The organism is Pseudofrankia asymbiotica, from assembly GCF_001983105.1.
GTDB lineage: Bacteria > Actinomycetota > Actinomycetes > Frankiales > Frankiaceae > Pseudofrankia > Pseudofrankia asymbiotica.
In genome coordinates this window covers 50,078-71,177 of sequence record NZ_MOMC01000008.1, presented here as the reverse complement: position 1 = coordinate 71,177, position 21,100 = coordinate 50,078, and the positions used below count along the sequence as shown (strand labels likewise).

At 76.5% G+C, this 21,100-nt stretch carries 13 protein-coding genes; 8 read left to right on the top strand and 5 right to left on the bottom strand.

Annotated features, from left to right (window positions below; genetic code table 11):
• Window position 1: 1 nt before the first annotated feature.
• On the top strand, window positions 2–2,536 hold the full coding sequence (locus tag BL253_RS03265; protein WP_076813452.1) for an ABC transporter permease: 2,535 nt from the start codon (window positions 2–4) through the stop codon (window positions 2,534–2,536).
• Here BL253_RS03265 and BL253_RS03260 read toward each other — a convergent pair.
• Window positions 2,533–7,110 (bottom strand): TIR domain-containing protein, encoded by a 4,578-nt coding sequence (locus BL253_RS03260; RefSeq protein WP_076813451.1) that lies wholly within the window; start codon window positions 7,108–7,110, stop codon window positions 2,533–2,535. The two genes, BL253_RS03265 and BL253_RS03260, sit on opposite strands and share 4 nt — an antisense overlap.
• Before the next feature lie 126 nt (window positions 7,111–7,236).
• Window positions 7,237–8,079 (bottom strand): PAC2 family protein, encoded by an 843-nt coding sequence (locus tag BL253_RS03255; RefSeq protein ID WP_076813449.1) that lies wholly within the window; start codon window positions 8,077–8,079, stop codon window positions 7,237–7,239.
• Between the two features lie 382 nt (window positions 8,080–8,461).
• Between BL253_RS03255 and BL253_RS03250 the strand changes: the two genes are divergently transcribed.
• The 3 genes from BL253_RS03250 to BL253_RS43385 are packed head-to-tail and all read left to right on the top strand — an operon-like array spanning window position 8,462 to window position 9,761.
• Window positions 8,462–9,364 (top strand): HAD family hydrolase, encoded by a 903-nt coding sequence (locus BL253_RS03250; protein WP_420801616.1) that lies wholly within the window; start codon window positions 8,462–8,464, stop codon window positions 9,362–9,364.
• 60 nt (window positions 9,365–9,424) lie between these two features.
• Complete coding sequence (locus BL253_RS43390; RefSeq protein ID WP_241834480.1) at window positions 9,425–9,589, top strand: sensor histidine kinase; 165 nt, start codon at window positions 9,425–9,427, stop codon at window positions 9,587–9,589.
• A 31-nt stretch (window positions 9,590–9,620) separates the two neighbouring features.
• Window positions 9,621–9,761, top strand: coding sequence for a helix-turn-helix transcriptional regulator (locus tag BL253_RS43385; RefSeq protein WP_274535169.1), 141 nt, complete (start codon window positions 9,621–9,623; stop codon window positions 9,759–9,761).
• Between the two features lie 10 nt (window positions 9,762–9,771).
• Here BL253_RS43385 and BL253_RS03240 read toward each other — a convergent pair whose 3' ends face one another.
• Window positions 9,772–10,545 carry an SCO1664 family protein gene (locus tag BL253_RS03240; protein ID WP_081437982.1) on the bottom strand — a complete coding sequence of 258 codons (774 nt, stop codon included), beginning with the start codon at window positions 10,543–10,545 and terminating at the stop codon, window positions 9,772–9,774.
• A 323-nt stretch (window positions 10,546–10,868) separates the two neighbouring features.
• Window positions 10,869–11,654, bottom strand: a complete 786-nt coding sequence (locus tag BL253_RS03235) for an MSMEG_4193 family putative phosphomutase (RefSeq protein WP_076813448.1) — start codon at window positions 11,652–11,654, stop codon at window positions 10,869–10,871.
• A 148-nt stretch (window positions 11,655–11,802) separates the two neighbouring features.
• On the opposite strand from BL253_RS03235, the gene mshC reads away from it, so the two are divergent.
• From mshC to BL253_RS03215, 4 genes are all read left to right on the top strand, one after another.
• Window positions 11,803–13,089 (top strand): cysteine--1-D-myo-inosityl 2-amino-2-deoxy-alpha-D-glucopyranoside ligase, encoded by a 1,287-nt coding sequence (gene mshC / locus BL253_RS03230; RefSeq protein ID WP_076813446.1) that lies wholly within the window; start codon window positions 11,803–11,805, stop codon window positions 13,087–13,089.
• A gap of 12 nt (window positions 13,090–13,101) precedes the next feature.
• Entirely contained in the window at window positions 13,102–14,166 is a 1,065-nt protein-coding gene (locus BL253_RS03225; protein WP_076813444.1) for a DivIVA domain-containing protein, read from the top strand.
• Window positions 14,167–14,435: 269 nt separating this feature from the next.
• Complete coding sequence (locus tag BL253_RS03220) at window positions 14,436–16,778, top strand: AAA family ATPase (RefSeq protein ID WP_076813443.1); 2,343 nt, start codon at window positions 14,436–14,438, stop codon at window positions 16,776–16,778.
• A 290-nt stretch (window positions 16,779–17,068) separates the two neighbouring features.
• A complete protein-coding gene (locus BL253_RS03215; protein WP_420801618.1) occupies window positions 17,069–18,979 on the top strand; it encodes a glycosyltransferase family 39 protein in 1,911 nt (636 codons plus the stop codon).
• Between the two features lie 58 nt (window positions 18,980–19,037).
• On the opposite strand, the gene BL253_RS03210 is transcribed toward BL253_RS03215, so the two are convergent.
• Window positions 19,038–20,744 (bottom strand): glycosyltransferase, encoded by a 1,707-nt coding sequence (locus BL253_RS03210; RefSeq protein ID WP_241834479.1) that lies wholly within the window; start codon window positions 20,742–20,744, stop codon window positions 19,038–19,040.
• Between the last annotated feature and the right edge of the window lie 356 nt (window positions 20,745–21,100).

Below are 21,100 nucleotides of genomic sequence, written 5' to 3'. Positions count from 1 at the left end.
CATGCTGCGCGCCACCCTGCGCAGCCTGCTCGCCCGCAAGCTGCGCCTGCTCCTCTCGGCACTCGCCGTCGTCGCCGGCGTCAGCTTCGTCTCCGGCACGCTGGTACTCACCGACACGCTGAACGCGACGTTCACATCCCTGTTCGCCGGGATCACCAAGAACGTCAGCGTCGACGTCCGCGCGGTGAACAAGATCGACCCGCCGAACGACGTGGGCCGGCCTCCGCTGCCGGCGTCGCTCGTCGACCAGCTGCGGGCGAAATTCCCGAACGTGGCGGTGGTCGGCCAGATAAAGGGGACCGCGTCGCCTGTCGATCCGGCGACCGGCGACACGATCTCCACGCCGACCACCCCGGGGATCGGGATCAACTGGACCGGCGGCCAGCCGACCTCGGTGCAGGAGATCGCCACTGGCCGGGCCCCCCAGGCAGGCGGCGAGATCGCGCTCGACAAGGCCACCGCCGACCGCTACCGGTTCCAGCTCAATCAGAAGATCACGATCGACGTGGGCAAGGGCGAGGTGTTCACCCTCGTCGGTACGTTCCGAATGAACGGACAGGACAGCCTCGCCGGCTCACCCGTCACCGCCTTCACCCTGGCGGACGCCCAGCGCACGATGCTGCGGCGGCCCGACTTCCTCAGCGCTATCTACCTGGCGTCGGACGACGTCTCCCAGGACGAGCTCGCGAGACAGGTCGCCGCGGCGCTGCCGCCGTCGGCCGGCGCCGAGGCGATCACCGGTCAACAGCTCGCCGATGAGAACGCCAGTACCGTGCGCGAGGGGCTGGCGTTCCTGTCGACCGCCCTGCTGATCTTCGCCGGGATCTCGGTGTTCGTCGGCGCGTTCATCATCTTCAACACGTTCACGATGCTGGTCGCCCAACGGGTGCGGGAGCTGGCACTGATGCGGGCGATCGGGGCGAGCCGCCGCCAGGTGCAGGTCTCGGTGCAGGTGGAGGCCGCGCTGATCGGGTTCCTCGGGGCCACGGTCGGCCTGGTGTGCGGGGTCGCGCTCGCGGCGCTGCTCCAGTCCGCCCTGGGCGCCTTCGGCGTCGAGCTGCCGGCTGGCGGCACGGTCCTGCTGCCACGCACCGCCGTCGTGTCGTACCTGGTGGGTGTGCTGGTCACGTCGGCCGCGGCGGTCGTGCCCGCCCACAAGGCCGCGACCGTCCCGCCGATCGCCGCGCTGCGCGACTCGTACACGATCGCCACCCGGTCGCTGCGGGCGCGGGCGCTGCTCGGGGTCAGCGGCGCGCTGCTGGGCGCCGGGGCCGTCGTCGTCGGACTGTCGCGGCCCGGCTCGTCGGGAACCCCGCTTGTCGGCGTCGGCGCGGGGGCGATCTTCCTCGGGGTCGCGGCGCTGTCGCCGGTGCTGGCCCGCCCGGTCACCCGCGTCATCGGGGCCGCGCTGCCGGCACTGTTCGGCGTGGTCGGGCGGATCGGGCTGCAGAACGCGATGCGCAACCCGCGGCGGACGGCCGCGACCGCGTCCGCGCTGATGATCGGCCTCGCGCTGGTCAGCGCGTTTGCCATCTTCGGCCAGTCGATCAAGGTGTCGGTGCGGGACACGGTCGCGAGCAGCGTCGGGGCCGACTACCTCGTGTTCAAGCCCAACTTCGAGCAGTTCAGCGCGCAGCTCGGCCAGACCGTCGCGAAACAACCGGGGGTCACGGTCGCCGCGATCAGCGGCGGCGCGGCACTCCTCGCCGACCAGAGCAGCCCGGACGACGTCTGGGCGGGCGACCCGGCGACGATCAGCGACCTGATGAAGCTGAAGGTGACCTCCGGGGACATCCACCTGCGCGAGGGCCAGGTGGCGATGGAGGCGGCCACGGCGGCCAAGGTCGGCGGGCGGGTCGGGTCACCGGTGAAGCTCACCTTCACAAGCGGAGACGTGACCTTGACGCTTGCCGCCACGTTCACCGCCGGCCAGATCGCCCCCTCCGTGTTGATGACCCAGTCCGAATGGGCCAGGCACGCGGCGACCGACGACGACTTCCTCGTCCTGGTCAAACGGGGGCCGGACGCGGATCCCGCCACGGTCCGGTCCACGATCGACGCGGCCGCGAAGGCGATTCCGGGCGTGACCGTGAACGACCAGGCCGAGTTCGTCGCCGAGCAGTCCAAGCAGGTCGACCAGATCCTCGGGCTGGTCTACGTGCTGCTCGCGCTCGCCGTCATCATCGCGCTGTTCGGGATCGTGAACACGCTGGCGCTGTCCGTCATCGAGCGGACGAGGGAGATCGGCCTGCTGCGCGCGGTCGGCCTGCGCCGCGGGCAGATGTGGGTTGTGATCGTCCTGGAGTCGGTGGTGATCGCGCTGTTCGGCGCGGCGCTCGGGGTCGGGGTCGGCAGCTTCCTCGGCTGGGCGCTGGTGACGGCGCTGAAGAGCCAGGGCATCACGAGCTTCGCCTACCCGACCGGCACGATCGTCGTCGTGCTCATCCTCGGCGGCGTCCTCGGCGTCGCCGCCGCCGTCTTCCCCGCGCTGCGCGCGGCCCGCATGAACGTCCTGAAGGCCATCTCGACCGCCTAGGCCGGCGGGTCACGACCGTCGGCCCGGACGGTGGCGGCCGCTGCCAGGGCTCGGCGCATGCAGGGATGCGCGAACCCCCACCGGTCACCCACCTGCCGCAGGACACCGCGTTCAGCGGCGTCCTCCAGAACACCGATCAGGTCGGCCGATGTCTTCAGCTGACGGCTCAGCCACCAGCGGGAGAGCTGGTACCGCCCCCACGCGGTCATCATGAGAGCGCAGCTCAGCGCCGCCGCGGTCACGGCGGCGGCTGTGGCCAGCGTCGAGGCGGGCCCCCAGGGCCAGGTCAGCGGCGTCATCCCGCCCGCTCGGCAGACCGGGCGGGAGACGCCGCAGCTCACAGCCGTGATGACCACGGCGGCGGGCGCCGTCCAGCGGCAGCGGCGCAGCACCGCGCGGGGCCCGGCCGGCCGCCACCGGCTCGCCGGCCCGGACACCATCCGGTCTCGCCCCGCGGGCCGCGCGTAGTCCCGAATCGCCGGCACCGGGCCGGCGCCCATACCGGTCCGCGCCAGCATCAGCCGCGTCACGACGACGCCCAGCAGCCCGATCCCGACGGCGGACATCAGCCCGACCCCGAGCCCCGCCATCTCGATCATGATGCCGAGCGTCAGGACACCGCTCAGCACCCCCAGGGCCGTCACGACGGCGGGGACCCGGAGCAGGGTCTGGGTGTCCCACCAGCCGAACTCGGCCAGCACCTGCGGTCGGTCGCGGTCTCGACCGCCGGTAGAGCGCTGGGCACCGGCGAGCGGCTGGCGGTCGAGGCACAGGGCCAGGTGCGCCAGCACCCGGAGACGGACCGCGGCGGCGCGAGCCGCCGGCGCGGTGGCGTCGACGGGAGAGAGCGCCCGCCGCAGCCGGAGCACCGCCAGATGCTCCTGGATCGAGCCCGTCGTGGGGAACCGGCGCACGTCTGTCAGCTCGGCGGGTGCCCGCCCGGCCGTTCCCGCGGCCGCTCGCCGCTCGCCATAGCCGTCGGCCAGCAGGCTCAGCGCGAGCGGTGACGTGAGCGCCCCGGCGACCGGCCCCGCCGGGTCCGCGGCCGCCCGGCGCAGCAGCGGGTCCCAGGACACGCCACTGGGCCCCGGCGTGCTGGCGGCCAGGTACGCGGCGGCGTCCGCCAGGCCTACGGGGCGGATCTCGACGACCGCGGCCGCGAGCCGCGTGAGCCGGCTCGGCCAGGCCGGCTCGCCACCCTCCGACGCGCCCGCGCCCGCGCCGACCGGATCGGCCGCGGGCCGCGGGCCGCCGGCCATCGCCCGGCCGGTCGGCGTGGGCGCGTCGGCCGGCAGCCGGCGACGGGCGAGCCCCCACCGGGCCCGGGCGCCCGCCGGCCGCGCGGGGGAACGGGGGGCCGGCGAGGCCTCGACGAGATCCCGCCAGGCGTCCGGGGCACAGCTCAGCACCAGCGGCAGGCCGTCCGCGAGCCAGTCGCCGATCCGGTCCAGCGCCCGCGCCCGCCGCTCGGCCGGGACCTCCTCCAGGCCGTCGAGCAGGGGGAGCACCTTGCGCCGCGCCAGCAGCGCCCCAGCCCGGCTCACCGCCGCGGTGCGCCAGCCGAGCCAGGCGTGCCGACAGCCGATCTCGTACTCGAGCCAGGTCGCCAGGTCGTCGCGCTCGGGATCCCACGACCGGGGGGACAGCAGCACGGGCACCGGGCCGGTGGGCAGCCTGACGGCGAGCAGGTCGCGGGCCAGCGTGGCGAGCAACGTGGTCCGCCCTGAGCCTTCCGGGCCGAGGACGACCAGCCGGCGGGTCGGGACGCGCGCGAACGACGGGGCGAGCCGAGTGCCGGTGCCGGCGAGCCCGTCCGGTCCGGCCGCCCAGGCCGCCGGCGATCCGCCGGGCCAGCCGCCGGCGACGTCCCGCAGCAGCGGCCACGGCGGCGCGAGCTCGGGCGCGGCGGCCCGCCACCGCAGCGGGATCACGGGGCCGGCCACCGCGAGGGCGCCCACGTGCACCGCGCTCTGCTCGGCCAGCCGGTCCGCCAGGGGGTCGGGGGCATCGCCGCCAAGGTGCCGCTGCAACTCGATGTGCCGGAACTGATGGACGGCGCCGACCCGGCGCAGGATCTGCCGCCGGTCACGGGCGTCGTCGAGGAAAGCGCCCAGACGCCAGGGCAGATCGCCCCGCCAGGCCAGCCACACCCGGGTGACGGTGTACGCCGGCCAGGCCGTGAGCGTCGCGGCGCGGGCCAGCCCGTAGGGCACGCCATACCCGAGGCCGACGACGAGCCCGGCCCCGACGGCGAGCCGGGGCGCCACCCGCGCCGGCAGGGCGAACAGCAGGCCGACCGCGGCGAACAGGCAGAGGCCCGCCGCGCCGCCGAGCAGGACGGCGAGAAGCACGAACCGCCGCCGGTCGCCGGACCTGGTCTGCGCGGGGCCGGCCGGCGCCCCGGCGGCCATCCTGTCCGTGGTGAACCGCGACAGCAGCGCCACGGCCAACGCCGCCGCCGGTCCCGTGGCGAACCAGAAGGCGAGGATCAGGGGGGTGCTGAGGCGCGCGGGGCCGGCGTCGACCACCGCCGACAGGGCCGACGTGGTGACGGCGAACGTGACCAGGCCCACCGGCAGCGCCCTGGTGCGCCGCCGCGTGCCGTCCGGCGCTCGGGGCACCCGCGACCAGCGGACCCGGGACGCGGGTGCGCGCCGTCCCCAGTACCGCAGCCCGCCGCCGTGCGGCGGGGCGCAGAAGACGAGCCAGCAGGTGCCCACGCACCAGCACAGGGACACGGCCAGCGCGAGGCCGACACCCTGCCAGGGCGACATGTCGAACAGGCGCCGGGCCGCCGAGCCGGCCGCCCCCGTCGCCAGCGCGGCCGCCGCGAGCGGGACCCACACCGCCGTGCCCGCCACGAGCAGCAGCCGGTGGCGCATCGGGCCGGGCACGTGCGCGGCGAGCCGCCACCAGGCGAGGTCCGGGCCGCCGCCCTCCCCTTCCAGATGGTGCGCGAGGAAGCTGAACCAGCGCTGGGCCCGCTCCTGGGTCCAGCCGCGCCGGCCCGGCGGGTACTCGGCCGCGATCAGCGCGCCGAGGAGATGCCGGCGCACACTGTCCGGGTCGGCGAAGCCCCGGGTGAGCAGCTCGGCGGGGTCGCCGCGGCGTCCCGCCCCGGCTGGGCGCATATACACCTGGATGGCGAGGGCGAGCGCGAGCGGGTTCGTCAGCGCGAGCGCCACCGGGTGCGACGGCGCGCCGGCCAGCGTGCGCAGGACGGGCTCCCAGCTGTCCAACGTCCGCTGGCCCGGGCGCACGTCGCGCAGGTAGTTCTCGACCACGCCCGAGTCCAGCGGGCACAGTTCGATGCCCGCCGAGCCGGCCAGGTTCGTCTCGGCTCCCTCCCGGGGGCTCACCGCGTCCCGGTACTCCCGGGTGCGGCAGGTCAGGACGAACTCCTGGCCCCGGTCGAGCTGCCTGCTGATCTCGTCGATCGCCGGGCCGCGGTACCGCGGCGAGATCTCGTCGAGCCCGTCGAGCAGCAGCAGGAGGCGATGCTCGTCGAGCAGGTCACCGGCGGCCTCGCGGGCGGCGGCGCGGCCGAGGCGGCGCAGCGCCGGGAGCCCGCCGATCATCTCCACCAGCCAGGACCGGAAGGTCGGCTCGCCGGGCCGAGGCGTCCACGACGATATGTGGATCAGTACGGGCACCGCGTCGCCCCGGCCGGGGTCGAGCGCGTCCAGCAGGTCCGCCCGCAGCTGGTAGAGCAGCGTCGACTTCCCGGAGCCGGCGGAGCCGAGCACGACCAGCCGGCGGGTGGGCACCTGGCGCAGGGCGGCGCGCAGATCCGGCCCGCGGGCGAGTTGGCCCGGCCCGGCGGCCCAGGTGTCCGGCGTCGGTGCCCGCACGCCGGACACGCGGTCCAGCGCCCGCCTGACCAGGAGCGGCCAGTCCTCGAAGATGGCCTCGTCGGCCGGCCGCCACCGCACGGGCGCGGATCGCAGGGCGTTGTCGCCCCGACGCCGCCCCTCCTCCCGCGCCTGCCGTCGCAGGTCCACGGCCAGGTCGGCGCAGATCGAGCCGAGCCGGTCCGCCGCGAGGCCGGGCTCCGGGCCGCCCGCCGCCGGGAGGGTGGGCGGCGCGGCCGCGCGGTGCCCGACAGGCGGATGCGCGCCCGGCAGCGGCGGCGCCACGGACGGCTTCGCGCGGCCCGACACCGCGGCGGCCGTCAGACCCAGCAGGCGCGCCCGCGTCGTGGCGTCGTCATAGCCGAACAGCCTGATGGGGTGGATCTCGCGGAGCAGTCCGACGGGGTCGCAGGGCTCGACCTGGACCGGTAGCAGCGTGCTCCCCGGCCCGTTCTTATCCCGTGAGAGCGCCGCGCTCCGGGCCTGGTGGTGCGGGCCGGGCCGCAGGTAGGCGGGCGAGACGAGCGCGATGACCCGGGCCGCGTACGCGATGCCCTGGTCCGCCACGGCGGCCTGGTAGGTGCCTGGGACCCCGTCCCAGGCCTCGAGCAGCACGCGGTAGCCGGCGTCTTCGAGCTGCCAGGCGATCCATTCCGCCCAGATCACGTCGCTCGCCGCGTAGGTGACGAAGAAGTCCCAGTAAGGTGACTCCCCCGGCCTCACCCCAATATCATCACACCGTCGCCGAGATGATCGTGAACGACCCCGCACGCCCCGACATCGGGTGCCGCCGCGTCCGCGCCGCGACGTCGCGTCACCCACTGTTCGGGTGTCTCCTCCTACCCCGCGTCACTGGCCCCGGCGGCGCAGGTAGCGCTCGAACTCGCGGGCGATCGCGTCGCCGGAGGCCTCGGGCAGCGCGGTCTCCGGCTCGCGGGACTCCAGGGAGCGGACGTACTCGGCGACCTCGGTGTCCCCGGCGGCCAGCTCGTCGACCTGGCGCTCCCAGGCACGGGCCCGCTCCGGCAGGTCGGCGAGCGGGATCTCCAGGTCGAGCAGGTCCTCGACCCGGCGCAGCAGCGCGAGCGTGGCCTTCGGGCACGGCGGATTGGCGACGTAGTGCGGCACGGCGGCCCAGAACGACACGCTCGCGAGCTCCGCCCGCGCGCAGGCGTCGGAGAAGACCCCGACGATGCCCGTCGGCCCCTCGTAGCGGGACGACTCCAGGCCGAGGCGGGCCGCGGTCGCCGGGTCGCCGGCGGTGCCGCTGATCGGCACCGGCCGGGTGTGCGGCGAGTCGGCGAGCAGCGCGCCCAGCGTGACGACCATGTCGCTGCCCAGGGCGTGCACGGCCTCGATCAGCTCCTCGGTGAAGCCGCGCCAGCGCATGTTGGGCTCGAGCCCGCGGATGAGCACCAGGTCGGTGTCGGACTTCGGGGGGCGGGCGACCGACAGCCGGGTGGTCGGCCAGGAGATCTTGCGAGCCTCGCCGTCGACGCCGCTGACCGTCGGCCGGTTGACCTGGAAGTCGTAGTAGTCGTCCGGGTCGATGGCGCCGATGACCCTGGCACCGAACGCCGTCTCCAGGTGCTCCACCGCCGCGGAGCTCGCGTCGGCCGCGTCGTTCCACCCCTCAAAGGCGGCGACGACGACCGGCGACCGGAGCTGTCCGACACCGGAGAACTCGATCACCTACCACCTCCCGCCGCCCGCCGGCGGCTGCCGTTACGGTGCCACCGTACGTCCTCTCGGTGGTACCGCCCGTCGAGCGCCCCATATCGCCCCGCATCGGTGTACCTGGCCACCCGGCCGGTTCGACCGACCGGGCGGACTGGCACTCCGGGGTGCGCCCGGTCAAGTCTGCCGTGCCGGCTGGGTGGGCGCCGCACCGACTGGCGGCTTCGACCGGCTCGTCCCCGGCACGCCCGCCGGGAAGCCCGATTTGTCCGTACCCGCGGGCCGATTCGCCCGGTCCCCGAGGGCGCGGACCGCGTCGGCCGCCCGACCGGGCACCGGTCTCGGCGCCGGGCCGCCGGTAGGCTTCCGGCGTGCGAACCGACCTCCTCCCCGCCCTGTGACCGCCGCCGCCATGGGCGTCCCCGAGCTGCCCGGCCCCCTGGCCGCCGCCGGTCCCGCCGGCTCCGCGGGGGACGCGGCGCCGGCCGCCGTCCTGCTGGACATGGACGGGCTGCTGGTCGACACCGAGCACCTGTGGACGATCGCCGAGGAGGAGCTGGCGGCGAGCTACGGCCGCCCGTTCACCCCGCGGATGAAGCACGCGATGCTCGGGCACGGCGTCGACACCGCCGTGCCGCTCATGCTCTCGATGCTGGGCGTCGACGGGGACCCGGCGCATGCCGCGCGCTTCCTCGTGGACCGCGCCGTCGAGCTGTTCAGGACCCCCGGGCTGGTCGTGCGGCGGCCGGGCGCCCCGGAGCTGCTGACGGCGCTGCGCGCCGCCGGCATGCCCACCGCGCTGGTGTCGTCGTCGTTCCGCTCGCTGATGGACCCGGTACTCGACATCCTCGGCCGCGACCTGTTCACCGTGACCGTCGCGGGCGACGAGGTGGCCCGGCGCAAGCCGTTCCCCGACCCCTACCTGGTCGCCGCGGCGGCCCTCGCCGTCGACCCGGCCCGCTGCGCCGTGCTCGAGGACTCGACGACCGGGGCCCTGGCCGGCCTGCGCGCCGGCTGCCGCACCGTCCTCGTCCCCTCGGTGCCCGGCCTGCCGAGCCTCGCCGAGGTGGCGGCCACGACCGACGCCGCGCTGGCCACCGACGCGGCCCGGGCCGCGGCCGGGGCGAAGCTCCCCGCCGGCGCGCGGGCGGCGCCGGTGCCCGCCGGCGGGCACCGGCCCGCGGCGGAGGACATCGCCGAGCTCGCGGCCCGCCTCCGGACCGTCCCGAGCCTGCACGACGTCACCCTCGACTTCCTGCGCGCCCTCACGGCGACCGCGCCCCAGGCCACCGCTCCCTAGCCGGGCGCCCCGGCGCCCCCACCGCGCGTCCCGGGATCCTTCGGGGCCCAGCTCGTCGAGGTGGCCGACGACGATGTCGGGATCGCCCCGGAGCGGCAGGCGGGCGTCGGCCTCGTCAGCCTTCGCGAGCGCGCGGCCGAGCTCGGTGGCCACGTCGAGATCGCCTGCCCCCCGAGCGGCGGCACCGCCGTGCGGGCGCGGCTGCCGGTGCGGAGCGGGACCTGAGGGCACCGACGGCCCGGCGCCGATCCGGGTGGTGGTCGTCGACGACATCGCGGGCGAGCTGTTCGTCTCCGAGAAGACGGTCCGCATCGCCGTCTCCGCGATCTACGCGAAGCTCGGGGTCTCCGGCCGGGGCGAGGCGATCTCGCGCGACGCCGGGTACGGCCCGTTCTGACCCGGCGGGGTCAGAACGGTGGCCAGGGGATGGCGGGCCAGTCGTCGGAAGGCTGCGGGAAACGGCCCTGGTCGCGCAGCCGGTCGACGCGGGCCGCGAGGGCCGCGATCTCGGACTGGGTGAGCAGGTCGTCGAGCTTCTCGCCCAGCGGGCCGTCGAGCGCGGCGCCCAGGCCGTCGAGCAGGGCCCGCTCCGCGGCGTCGAACCGCTTGCCGCGCCAGTTCCACAGCACGGTGCGCAGCTTGTCGTCGCCGTGGAACGTCACGCCGTGGTCGATCGCGTAGACCCGGCCGGACGGCGCGGGCAGCAGGTGGCCGCCCTTGCGGTCGGCGTTGTTGATGACGGCGTCGAACAGGGCCACGCGGCGCAGCCGCCAGTCACCGGCGCGCACCAGGCCGACCATGTCGACGGTCTCGTCGACGTCGATCCACAGCTGCGCCATCCCGACGCCGAACGGGCCGTCGCGCAGCACGGTCGGCGGGACCAGCCCGTCGCCGAGCTGCTCGGACAGCTCGTAGGCCGCGTACTCGCGGGCCGCGAGCGTGCCGTCCGGGAAGTCCCACAGCGGCCGCTCGCCGCGCACCGGCTTGTACACGCAGTGGGCCCGGGCGTCGCCGCCGCTGACCGCGCAGAACAGGGTGGCGTTGCTCGCCTCTACGAGGCGCCCCTCGACGGCGATCTCGCCGGTGCGCAGCAGCTCAAGCGCCGCGTCGGCGGAAAGCCCCCCGGCGTCGCTCGGCTCCAGCCGCGCCCGTGCCGCGGGCTCGCCCCGCGCGGCGGGCACGTCCGCGCCGCTGGCCGGGGCGCCCGCCCGGGCACCGGCGGCTCCGGCGCCGGTGCCCTCGTCACCGTCGCACCGACCTGTCACGGGCCCAGGGCCGCCCGCTGCCGCGTCCACCGTCCCAGTCTCCCGCCCCGCCGTCCCGACCTTGCCGCCTGTGACCAGGACCACGTCGCCATCCGTCTCGCTGTGCTCGTGTGGCCGGGCCTGAATCCTTCCGGCCCGTTCGCCGGACCCGCGGGCCCGGCGGGGCCGCGCCCCGTCTGGCCGCCTCCGGGCCGCTCCTCACCGTCCGGGCGGTGAGGGCCTCCCCTGCCCGCCGCGCGTCAGATCGCTGGCGTGACGCCGGCTCCGCCGCCGACGACCGAGTCGCTCGCCGCGCCGTCGTCCTCCGCCAGGCCGGCCTGGGCCGGCCGGGAGCCGGCCACCTGGCCGTTCGCGCCCCCGGCCGGCTGCTGCCCCTGCTCCTTCGGCCTGGGCAGAAGGTCGTCGACGGCGCCGCCGAGGTCGTTGAGGCGCAGCGCGAACGGCCGGCGCTCCTCGTAGCGGATCACCGTGACCGAGCACGGGTCGACGTTGATCCGGTGGTACATGTCCAGGTGCATGCCGAGCGCGTCGGCGACGATCGCGCGGATCACGTCGCCGTGCGAGCACGCGACCCAGGTCGCGTCCTTGCCGAGCCGGGCGTTCCAGTCCCGCACCGCCGCGACTCCCCTGGCCTGGGTGTCACGCAGCGCCTCCCCCTTCGGCCCGGGGAACGTCACCGCGCTCGGGTGTGCCTGCACGACCTTCCACAGCGGGTCCTTGGCCAGGGTGGCGAGCTCCTGGCCGGTCCAGTCGCCGTAGTGGCACTCGCCGAGCCGGTCGTCGAGCTGGACCTCCAGGGGCGGCACACCCTCGGGCCGGGTGGCCGCGATGTGCGCCGCGGTCTCGGCGCAGCGGTCCAGCGGGCTGCTCACGACCGCGTCCAGCGGCACCCTCGCCAGCCGCGCCGCCACCGCCCGCGCCTGTGCCTGCCCCCGCTCGTCCAGGCCGACGCCGGGCGTCCAGCCCAGCAGCAGCTTCCCGGTCAGCGCGGTGAGCCCGTGGCGCACCAGCAGCACCGTCGACACCGGGTGCCTCCCTCGTCAGCCAGCCGGGACGGCGCGCCCGGCCGTGCTCACGCTACCGACCAGGGCCGACATCCGGACGGTTCGCGTGGTTGATCGCGCTTGCCCGGAGTCTCCCGAGGCGCCTCCGGGCCCGGCTACGCTGGCTGACATGCACAGCTRGCCTGCCTTTCCCGTTCCCACGCTGCCCGGACGGGGCCAGCAGCCACGGCTCGTCGACAGCTCCACCGGCCGGCTCGAGCCGCTCGGCCCCGCCGTGGGCGGCGAGGCCGGGGCTGGCGCCGAGGCGCCGGCGGTGACCATGTACGTCTGCGGGATCACGCCGTACGACGCGACCCATCTCGGCCACGCGTTCACCTACCTGACCTACGACCTGGTGAACCGGGTACTGCGCGACGCCGGCTACCAGGTCCGGTACGTGCAGAACGTCACCGACGTCGACGACCCGCTGCTGGAGCGGGCCGCCCGCGACGGCGTCAGCTGGGTCGACGTCGCCCACCGCGAGACCGACCTGTTCCGCGCCGACATGGCGGCGCTGCGGATCCTGCCGCCGCTGCACTACGTCGGCGTGGTCGAGGCGGTGCCGCTGATCGTGGACATGGTCGCCGAGCTCGCCGCCGCGGGCGCGACCTACTCCCTCGACGGCGACGTCTACTTCTCGGTCGCCGCGTCGCCCTGGTTCGGCTACGTCAGCGGCCTGGACGCCGAGGCGATGCGGGCGCTGTCCGCCGAGCGCGGCGGTGACCCGGACCGGCGCGGCAAGAAGGACCCGCTCGACCCGCTGCTGTGGCGCGCGCAGCGGCCGGGCGAGCCGAGCTGGCCGTCGCCGTTCGGCCCGGGCCGGCCCGGCTGGCACATCGAGTGCTCGGCGATCGCCCGCCACTACCTGGGCGACGTGATCGACCTGCAGGGCGGCGGCGCCGACCTGGTCTTCCCCCACCACGAGTGCTCCTCCGCGCACGCCGAGGTGGCGACCGGACGCAACCCCTTCGCCCAGCGATACGTCCATTCGGGCATGGTCTGCCTTGACGGGCACAAGATGTCGAAGTCGCGCGGGAACCTCGAGTTCGTCTCGCGGCTGCGCGGCCGCGGCGTCGACCCGGCGGCGATCCGGCTCGCCCTGCTCGCCCACTCCCACCGCGAGGACTGGGAATGGACTTCGGCCGAGCTCGCCGCCGGCGAGGCGCGGCTGGCCCGCTGGCGGGCCGCGGCGGCCCTGCCCGCCGCGCCGAGGGCCACCGGCCTGCTCGCCGAGGTACGCGGCGCGCTGGCCACCGACCTGGACACGCCGGCCGCGCTCGCCGCCGTCGACCGCTGGGCGGACCGCGCCCTCGCGGTCCCCGCCACGCCCGGCGGGGACGACACGGACACGCCGGTGCTTACCCGGATGCTGGTGGACGCACTACTCGGTGTAGACCTTGACGTGGTGCAGACGTAAGGGGGCTGGTATATGGCGCCGCACCACCGCGACCCGCCCGACGACGGGGCCGACGCGCCTCGGCCCGCCTTCGACGTCGTCGCCCGCGGCTATGACCCCGAGCAGGTCGACGGGTACGTGCACACGCTGTGGCGGTACTCCAGCGACCTGACCGCGAGGGTGGCCGCGGCGGAGGCGGCGCTGCGACACGAGCGGGACCGGCGCGCGGCCGACGACCTGGACGCCGCGGCCCGGCTGGGCGAGCGGATCGGGCGGATGCTCACGATCGCCCAGCAGATGGCCGACGAGATCGTCGCCGGGGCCCGGCTGGTCGCCGAGCAGACGCTGTACGAGGTGGTCAGCGACGCCGGGGCGCACCACCCGATCACCCTGGAGGCGCGCGAGCAGGCCGGCAAGCTGCTCGCCGACGCCGTCGCCGAGGCGCGCCGGCTCGCCAGGGAGCGCCACGAGGACCTCGAGGCCGAGATCGCCCGCTCGGCCACGTCGCTGGAGGCCCTGCGCCGCCAGCAGGGCGAGCTGCTCGGGGCGATGCTGCGGCTGCGCGGCCTGTTCGCCTCGGATGACATGGAGCGCGCGGTGACCGACCTCGCCAGGGCCGGCGCCGAAGTGCCGCCCGAGGACGCGGAGCGGCCGCCGGCCCGGCAGGGCGACACGGCCCCATCGGTCACACCGTCGCCGCCCGCGGCCACACCGCCCGCGGCCACACCGCCCGCGGCCACCGCCCCGGCGCCAGCCGCGCCCGCCGCTCCGCCGCCGCGCGCGGCGCCCGGGGCGGCCACCGGCGCCGCGGAGTCACGCACCGCGCAGCCACGGCCCGCGACACCGCCGCCGGGTGAGGCGACGCGCCCAGGGAGTCCAGCAGGCCCGGGGGGTCCGGCGGGCACGGGGGTCCCGGGGCAGCCGGCCGCGGCGCGGACCGGCACCGGCCGCCACCGGGCCGCGCGCGGTCCCGCCATGGCCGACATCCTCGACGGCGAGCTCTACCCCACCGACTCCATGCCGGTGACCCCCCCGACCGGTCCCATCCGCCGCGGCGCCGACGAGGACATCGTCGACGCCGAGATCCTCGACCGCTGAGTCCTTCCGCCGGCGCCTGAGGGCCGCGGCCCGCCAGCGCGCCGAGGTCCCACGGCCGCGGAACGGGGCCGCGCGAGAACGAGGCGGCCGCCGGCCGAGACGGCGGCGGGACGCGGACCGGCGGCGCGCGGGGCGGCTCAGGCGGCGCTGGAAACGGCCCATACCGACCCCGGCGCGGCGGCGGTCAGGCTACCGGGACGCGGCCCGGCGCTGGTTACGCTTCGGGCATGCCGGACCAGACCTCCCCTGCCCCCGACGCCCGGAGGACCATGGGCGCGACAGGCTTCGCCACCGCCTCCGCGGGAGCCCCCGCGGACGCGCACCCGCCGGTCCCCGGCCAGGCACCCGCCACCGACCCGCTGTTCGGCGCGTTCTGCGCGGCGGGGCTGTGGCCAGGGCTCGGGCGGACCACGGCCTCCCGGCTCGCCGGCGCCGGCATCCACCGCCCCGCCGACGTCGACCTGGCCAGGCTCTCCGCCGTCGAGGGGGTGAGCGGGCCGCGGGCACGCCGGCTGCTGGACACGTTCCGCGCCGCCTCCGGGAAGTACGAGGTCGCCGAGCTGCTCGCCGCGGCCGACCTGCCGGTGCGGCTGGCCAGGGGGGTCGGCGACGAGCTGGGGGCCCGGGCCGCCGACGAGCTGCGCGCGGACCCCTGGGCGCTGCTGGTCGGCGGGGAGGCCGAGCTCACCCATGCCGACCGGCTGGCCCGGTCGATGGGGCTCGGGCGCGACGACCCGCGGCGCGGGCCCGGGGTGCTCATCCACCTGCTCGCCAGGGCCGCCGCCCGCGCCGGGGACACGGCGGGGCCGGTCGAGGCGGTGCTGGCGGCGGCCGCCCGCGAGGGCGTGAACGACCCGGCGGCGGCGCTCAGCGACGCCGCCCAGGACGGCCGCCTGGTTCTCGTCGACGACAGGATGGGCCTGGAGCGGTACGCGATGGCCGAGCAGGCCGTCGCCGACGGCATCGAACGGCTCACCGCGACCGCCGAGCCGCTGCGCCCCGGCGGGCGGCGCCGCCCGCGCCCCGGCGCCGGGGCGCCCGCGGACGGCGGCCTGGCCCGGCCCACCGGCGGCGACGAGGACGAGGACGAGGACGACCAGGCGTCGGCACACCTGGCCACCGAGCTCGACTTCGGCCTCGACGAGGGCACCGGCCAGCCGGACGACGGCGACAGGGACAGGGACGGGGACGGGACCGACAGCGCCGCCGTCGCCGGGGGAACCGGCGGCACCGGCGGCGCGCCTGGCGACGACGGCCCCGCCGTCCTCGCCGCGGCGGCGGCCGGCGCGACCGGCGGCGAGGAGGACCTGACCGACGGGCTGGACGAGGTGCAGCTGGCCGCGGCGCGCACGGCGCTGGCCGTCGGGGTGAGCGTGCTGACCGGCGGCCCGGGGACCGGGAAGAGCCGCACCGTGGCCACCGTCGTCCGCCTCGCCCGCGCCGCCGGCGCCGAGGTGGCGCTCGCCGCGCCGACCGGGCGGGCGGCCAAGCGGCTCGAGGAGCTGTGCGACGCCCCGGCGAGCACGCTGCACCGGCTGCTCGGCGCGCAGGGCAGGGGCGGCGGGTTCACCCGCGGCGAGCACTACCCGCTCGACGCCGACCTGGTCGTCGTCGACGAGGCGTCGATGGTCGACGCGGAGCTCGCCGCCGCCCTGGTGGAGGCCTGCGCGGACGGCACCCATCTGCTGTTCGTCGGCGACCCGGCGCAGCTGCCGAGCATCGGTCCCGGCCAGCTGCTCACCGACCTGATCGAGTCGGGCGTGGCGCCGGTCACGGAGCTCTCCCGGCTGTACCGGCAGTCCGCCGGCGGGGCGATCGCGCAGCTGGCGACGGCGGTACGCGGCGGCGACCTGCCGCCGCCCGCGGGCGGCCCGGACCGCGAGGTGGTCGTCGTCATGGCCCGCTCGGCGGGTGAGGCGGCGCACCGGGTCGTACAGCTCGTCACCGACTCGATCCCCCGGGTCCTCGGGATCGTGCCGGCCGACGTGCAGGTCGTCACCCCGGTGCACGCGGGCCCGGCGGGCACCGTCGCTCTCAACACGGCGCTGAAGGCGGCGCTCAACCCGGGACCGGGGACGGTCAGCGGGTTCGACGTCGGCGACCGGGTGGTCGCGACGGCGAACCATCTCGACGTCGGGTTCGCCAACGGCGAGATCGGGGTCGTCACCAAGCTCGCCGACCGCGGTGGACTGCTCGTCACGTTCCCCGGGGGCACGGTGGAGGTACYGGCCGGCGTGCTCGGCGACCTGCGGCACGGCTGGGCCGTGACGGTGCACCGGGCGCAGGGCAGCGAGTGGCCGGCGGTGGTCACCGTCTTCCCACCGGAGGCTGGCCGGATGCTCAACCGCCCGTTGGTCTACACGGCGATCACCCGGGCCCGGGGCCACCTGTCGATCGTGTGCGTGGGCGGCCCGGCGCTGCGCCAGGCGGTGCGCACGTCCGGCGGCCGACGCCGGGTGACCCTGCTCGCGCCGCTGCTCGCCGGAGCCGAGGCGGGCGAGCCCACCGAGCCGGACGAGGACGAGGACGTAACGGATGAGGGCGTCGACGCCGTGGGGCCGCCGACTGGTCACCTGGGTGGTGGCCGGCGCATGACCGAGTCCGTCGGGTGAGCCGCGACCAGGCGGCCGGGCAGCCCCGAGCCGGTGGCGCCGGGCGCGGCGTCTGGCGCATGGGCCGGCCGGGCGCGGGCGACATCGAACCAACCGGGACCGGGCGGGGATGGCGGCCTCGTTGGTCGATCCCGGGCCTCGGTAGCGTTCGTGGGGTGAACATCGACCCATCCGCCAGCCCGATCGTGTACCCGTCGGGCGACGACACCTCGCTGGCGGCACAGGCCCCGCCCGAGCTGACCACCCCGGCCGTGCCCGCGCGGGCGTCGATCAACCCGCCCGCGGACACCGTGACGACGGCCACCGTCCCGCGCCAGGCACCGCCTGTCGACCCTGGCCCGCCGCGCCACCGGGAACCGGCGCCGTCGGCCGCCCCCGCCGTCCCTTCCGCCCCCGCCGCCGCCGTCCCGGCCGCCGCCGCCACCCGCGAGCCGGCCCTGACGGCGGGCCCCGCGCGGGCAGGCTCCCTCTCAGCCGTGACCGCCCCCGAGAGCGACACGAACAGCCCGGCGGACGGCACGCCGGCCGGTACCGCCGACCGCGACCCGGCCGCCGGCGCCCGAGGACCGCTGGGCGCCGCCCATCGCGCCGGCCTCTGGCTGGTGGCGTTCTGGGTGAGGCTGCGCGACCGGGCGCGGCGAAGCCCGCTGGCCGCGCGGGTGGGCGGACAGCTGCCGCTCGTGCTCATCGGGGCCGCCGTGCTGATCGGCGGGGTGCTGCGCTTCGCGACGACGAGCCACCTGTGGCTCGACGAGTCGCTCACCGTCGAGATCGCGCACCGGCCGGTCGGCGGCCTGCTCTCGGCGCTGCGCCACGACGGCGCGCCGCCGCTGTACTACCTGCTGCTGCACCTGTGGATCAAGATGTTCGGTGACGGGGACGTCGCCGTGCGGTCGCTGTCCGGGGTGCTGTCGCTGGGGACCCTGCCGCTGGCGTGGGCCGCCGGCGCCCGGGTGGGCACGCTCGCCGCCGCCTACGGCAACGGGGACGAGGCCACGCCGCGCCGGGTCGCCCGCGCGACGCTGCTGCTGTTCGCCTGCTCTCCGTACGCGATCCGCTACGGCAGCGAGACCCGGATGTACTCGATGGTCGTCCTGCTGGTGCTCGCCTTCGGGCTGGCGCTGGTCCGGTCGCTGGACCGGTCGTCGACGTGGCGGCTCGCGTTACTGACGCTGGCGACCGCGGCCCTCGTCTACACCCACTACTGGACATTCCTGCTGATCTTCACGGTGGCGGCGTTCCTGCTGCTGCAGTCGCGGCGCCGTCCCCTCTACCGCCGGCCGGCGCTGCGCGCGTTCGCCGCGATGGCGGCCTCCGCCGTGCTGTTCGCCCCGTGGATGCCGTCGTTCCTGTTCCAGATGCTGCACACCGGGACGCCGTGGGCGCCGCGGGTGCAGGCGCAGGTGCTGCTGGACACGGTGTTCGACTGGGCCGGCCCGCAGTCGACGGGGGCGCTGCTGGGCCTGGTGCTGCTCGGCGGGGCGCTCATCGGCCTGACCGGCCGCCCGAGCGGACGCGAGCTGGTCGTGAAGCCGTCCGGGCGGATGCCCGGCCGCTACCTGGCCGCGGTGTGGCTCGTGCCGCTGACCCTGGCCTACGTGGTGAACATGTTCGGCGGCAGCGCGTACGCGGAGCGCTACACCGGGATCTCGCTGCCCGCCTGCCTGATGCTCGCGGCGCTGGGTGTGTCGATCCTGCCGTCGAAGCGCTGGCGCAGCGGGGTGCTGATCGTCGCGTCGCTCGCGGGCCTCGTCGGCGGCTTCCAGCTGGCCCGGACCGAGCGCACCCAGGCCAGCGAGATCGCGGCGGAGATCGCCAGGCAGGCCAGGCCGGGCGACGTCGTCGCGTTCTGCCCCGACCAGCTCGGCCCGGCCGTGTACCGGGCGCTCACCCGCCTCGGCGAGACCGACCTGCGCGAGGTCGCCTACGCGGACGCCACCGGCCCGGCACTCGTCGACTGGGTCGACTACGCCGCCCGGATGCAGCAGGCCAACAGCGACGAGTTCGCCCGCTCGCTGGACACCCTCGCCGGCCCGGACCACACGATCTTCCTGGTGGGGGCCGACGGCTACCGGTTCCTCGAGGGCTCGTGCAGCCTGGTCTCCGAGCAGCTCGGCGTCCGCCGCGACCGCAGCGTCCTCGTCAACAAGAGACCCCTGTACGAGGGCGCCTGGCTGGAACGCTTCACCACCCTGCACTGAGGCGTGGCTCGGCCGGGGCGTGGAGCGCCGCGGCCGAGCCCGTCGGAGCGCCCAGGGCTCAGGGGTGGCCAGGACGCCGAAGGCCCACCCGCGTGGCTTCGGCGGCCGGCCGGGGCGGGGCATCGCGAGGGCGGGCAAGCGTGCTGGCCATCGCCAGGACCAGCAGGGCCATCGGCAGGGTGTAGTGGTTGAAGAACGACTGCTTGTTCAGCTCGACCACGGTCAGCAGGACCAGCGCACCGCCGGCCGCGAAGCCGGCCGCGTCGCCCCGCGCCCGCCAGGCGAGCAGGTACGCCACCGCCAGCGCCACCGCGGTCGCTCCGAAGCCGAGATTGACGCCGAAGTGGTGCGCCCAGCCGGTCACCGACAGCGAGTGGTCGAGCACCGGGTAGCTGAGGTTGGTCTGCACGGCGTCGTGGAAGAAGGCGCGCGGGTCGTCGAGCACCCAGGGCGCCACGAGCGCGAGCGCGAGCCCGCAGGCCGCGGCGGCGCGCCGCCGGCCGAACGCGGGCCACACCGCCGCCACCGGGACCAGCAGGACGACGTGCTGCTTGCTCGCCAGCGCCACGGCGAACGCGACGACCGCGATCGTGCCCCGGCCGCCGCTGGCCGCCCACACCATCACGGCCAGGCAGGCGACCAGCAGCGGCTCCGTCCAGGACTGCTCCAGCGCGTAGCAGGACTCCGGGAAGACCAGCACCARCAGCGGAACGACGGGCATCCACGGCGCGTCGCGCCGGCCGAGCGCCCGGACGGCGTAGACCGCGACGACGAGCGCCGCGAGCAGCCCGTAGCGGACGTCGCCGAGCAGGAGCCGGAACGGCGCCAGCAGCACGGACGTGGCCGGCAGGTAGGGGTAGACGTCGACGAGCCCGCCGTGCAGGTCGCCGGGCCGGCCGGTCAGCCACACCTGGTGGTACATGTTCACGGCGTCGACGAGTCCCCGCGAGGACTCCTGGAGCAGGTGGAACACGTCGATCTCCGGGTCGGGCGCGGCCAGCACCGTGGCGCCCCCCGCCGTGACCGCGAGCGCGACCACGGCGCCGAAGGCACGCCGGCCGCCCAGCGCCCCGAGCCCCCGGGACAGCGCCGGCGGCCAGGGCCTGGGCCGTTCGGCGAGCAGGCCCGCGACGACGCCCGCGGCGGCGAGCAGGCCCGCGGCGATCGAGCACCAGTCGGCGAGCTCGGCCCACCCGCCGGAGCCGTAGTACCGGGGGTGGCGCAGCACCGGCCCGAGACCCACCAGCAGAGCGACGGCGGCCCAGGTCACCCGCCACGACAGCCACGGCGTCGACCGCCCGAGCCGGCGGGCGGCGACCCGCACGGGCCGGCCGAGCCAGCTCGCCGGGCCCTGGCCGCCGCCCAGCAGGGCGACCGTGACGGCGGCCACTCCCCAGCCGACGAGAACCGCCGAGATCGACCAGGCACCGTAGCGGCCGTCCTTCGCCGCGATCCCGACGGCGAGCGCGCACCACGCGGCCACCAGCCCCGCGAGCGGCCTCGTGACCGCCGCCAGTTCAGGCGCGTGCCCCGGCGGCGGCGCCTCGGTCGTGCGCGCGCCGTCACCGGGCTGGCCGACAGCGGTGGGCCCGTCCCCCAGCGCGGCGCGGCCCGCCGCCGCGGCCCCGGCGGCCCCTGTGGCCCCGACGGCCCCGGCCGCGGTACTGGCCTGCGCGCCGTGGCTCACGTCGGCACCGACGGCCACGGCGGCCGGCGTGCCGCCGGCCACGTCACCGCGACCCGCGCCGGTGATCTCAGCCGTCATGCCGGCTCCGGCGGGACGCGGAGTGAGGCCCTCGGGTCACGCGGAGGGTGACGACGCGCGCATCGCGGACGAGTGAGGCCATGACGGCACCTTGCCAGACCGCGCCCGGCCAGGCCCGGACCGGCCCGGACGGCGCACCACCACACCGCGGCCGTCCACCGCCGGTGCGCCGGCCCGGCGCCCACGGCCGGCCGGCCGGGTGCGTCGGCGCGGCGCGGCGCGGCGATCGACCCGTGGCGATGGGACGATCACCACTGACGCGCAAGGAAAGGCGGGACGGACCGGTGGCCAGACGGCACAAGGGGCGAGCCGGTACGCCCCCGCGGCCCATGAAAGACTGGGCGCGCACGCCGGCC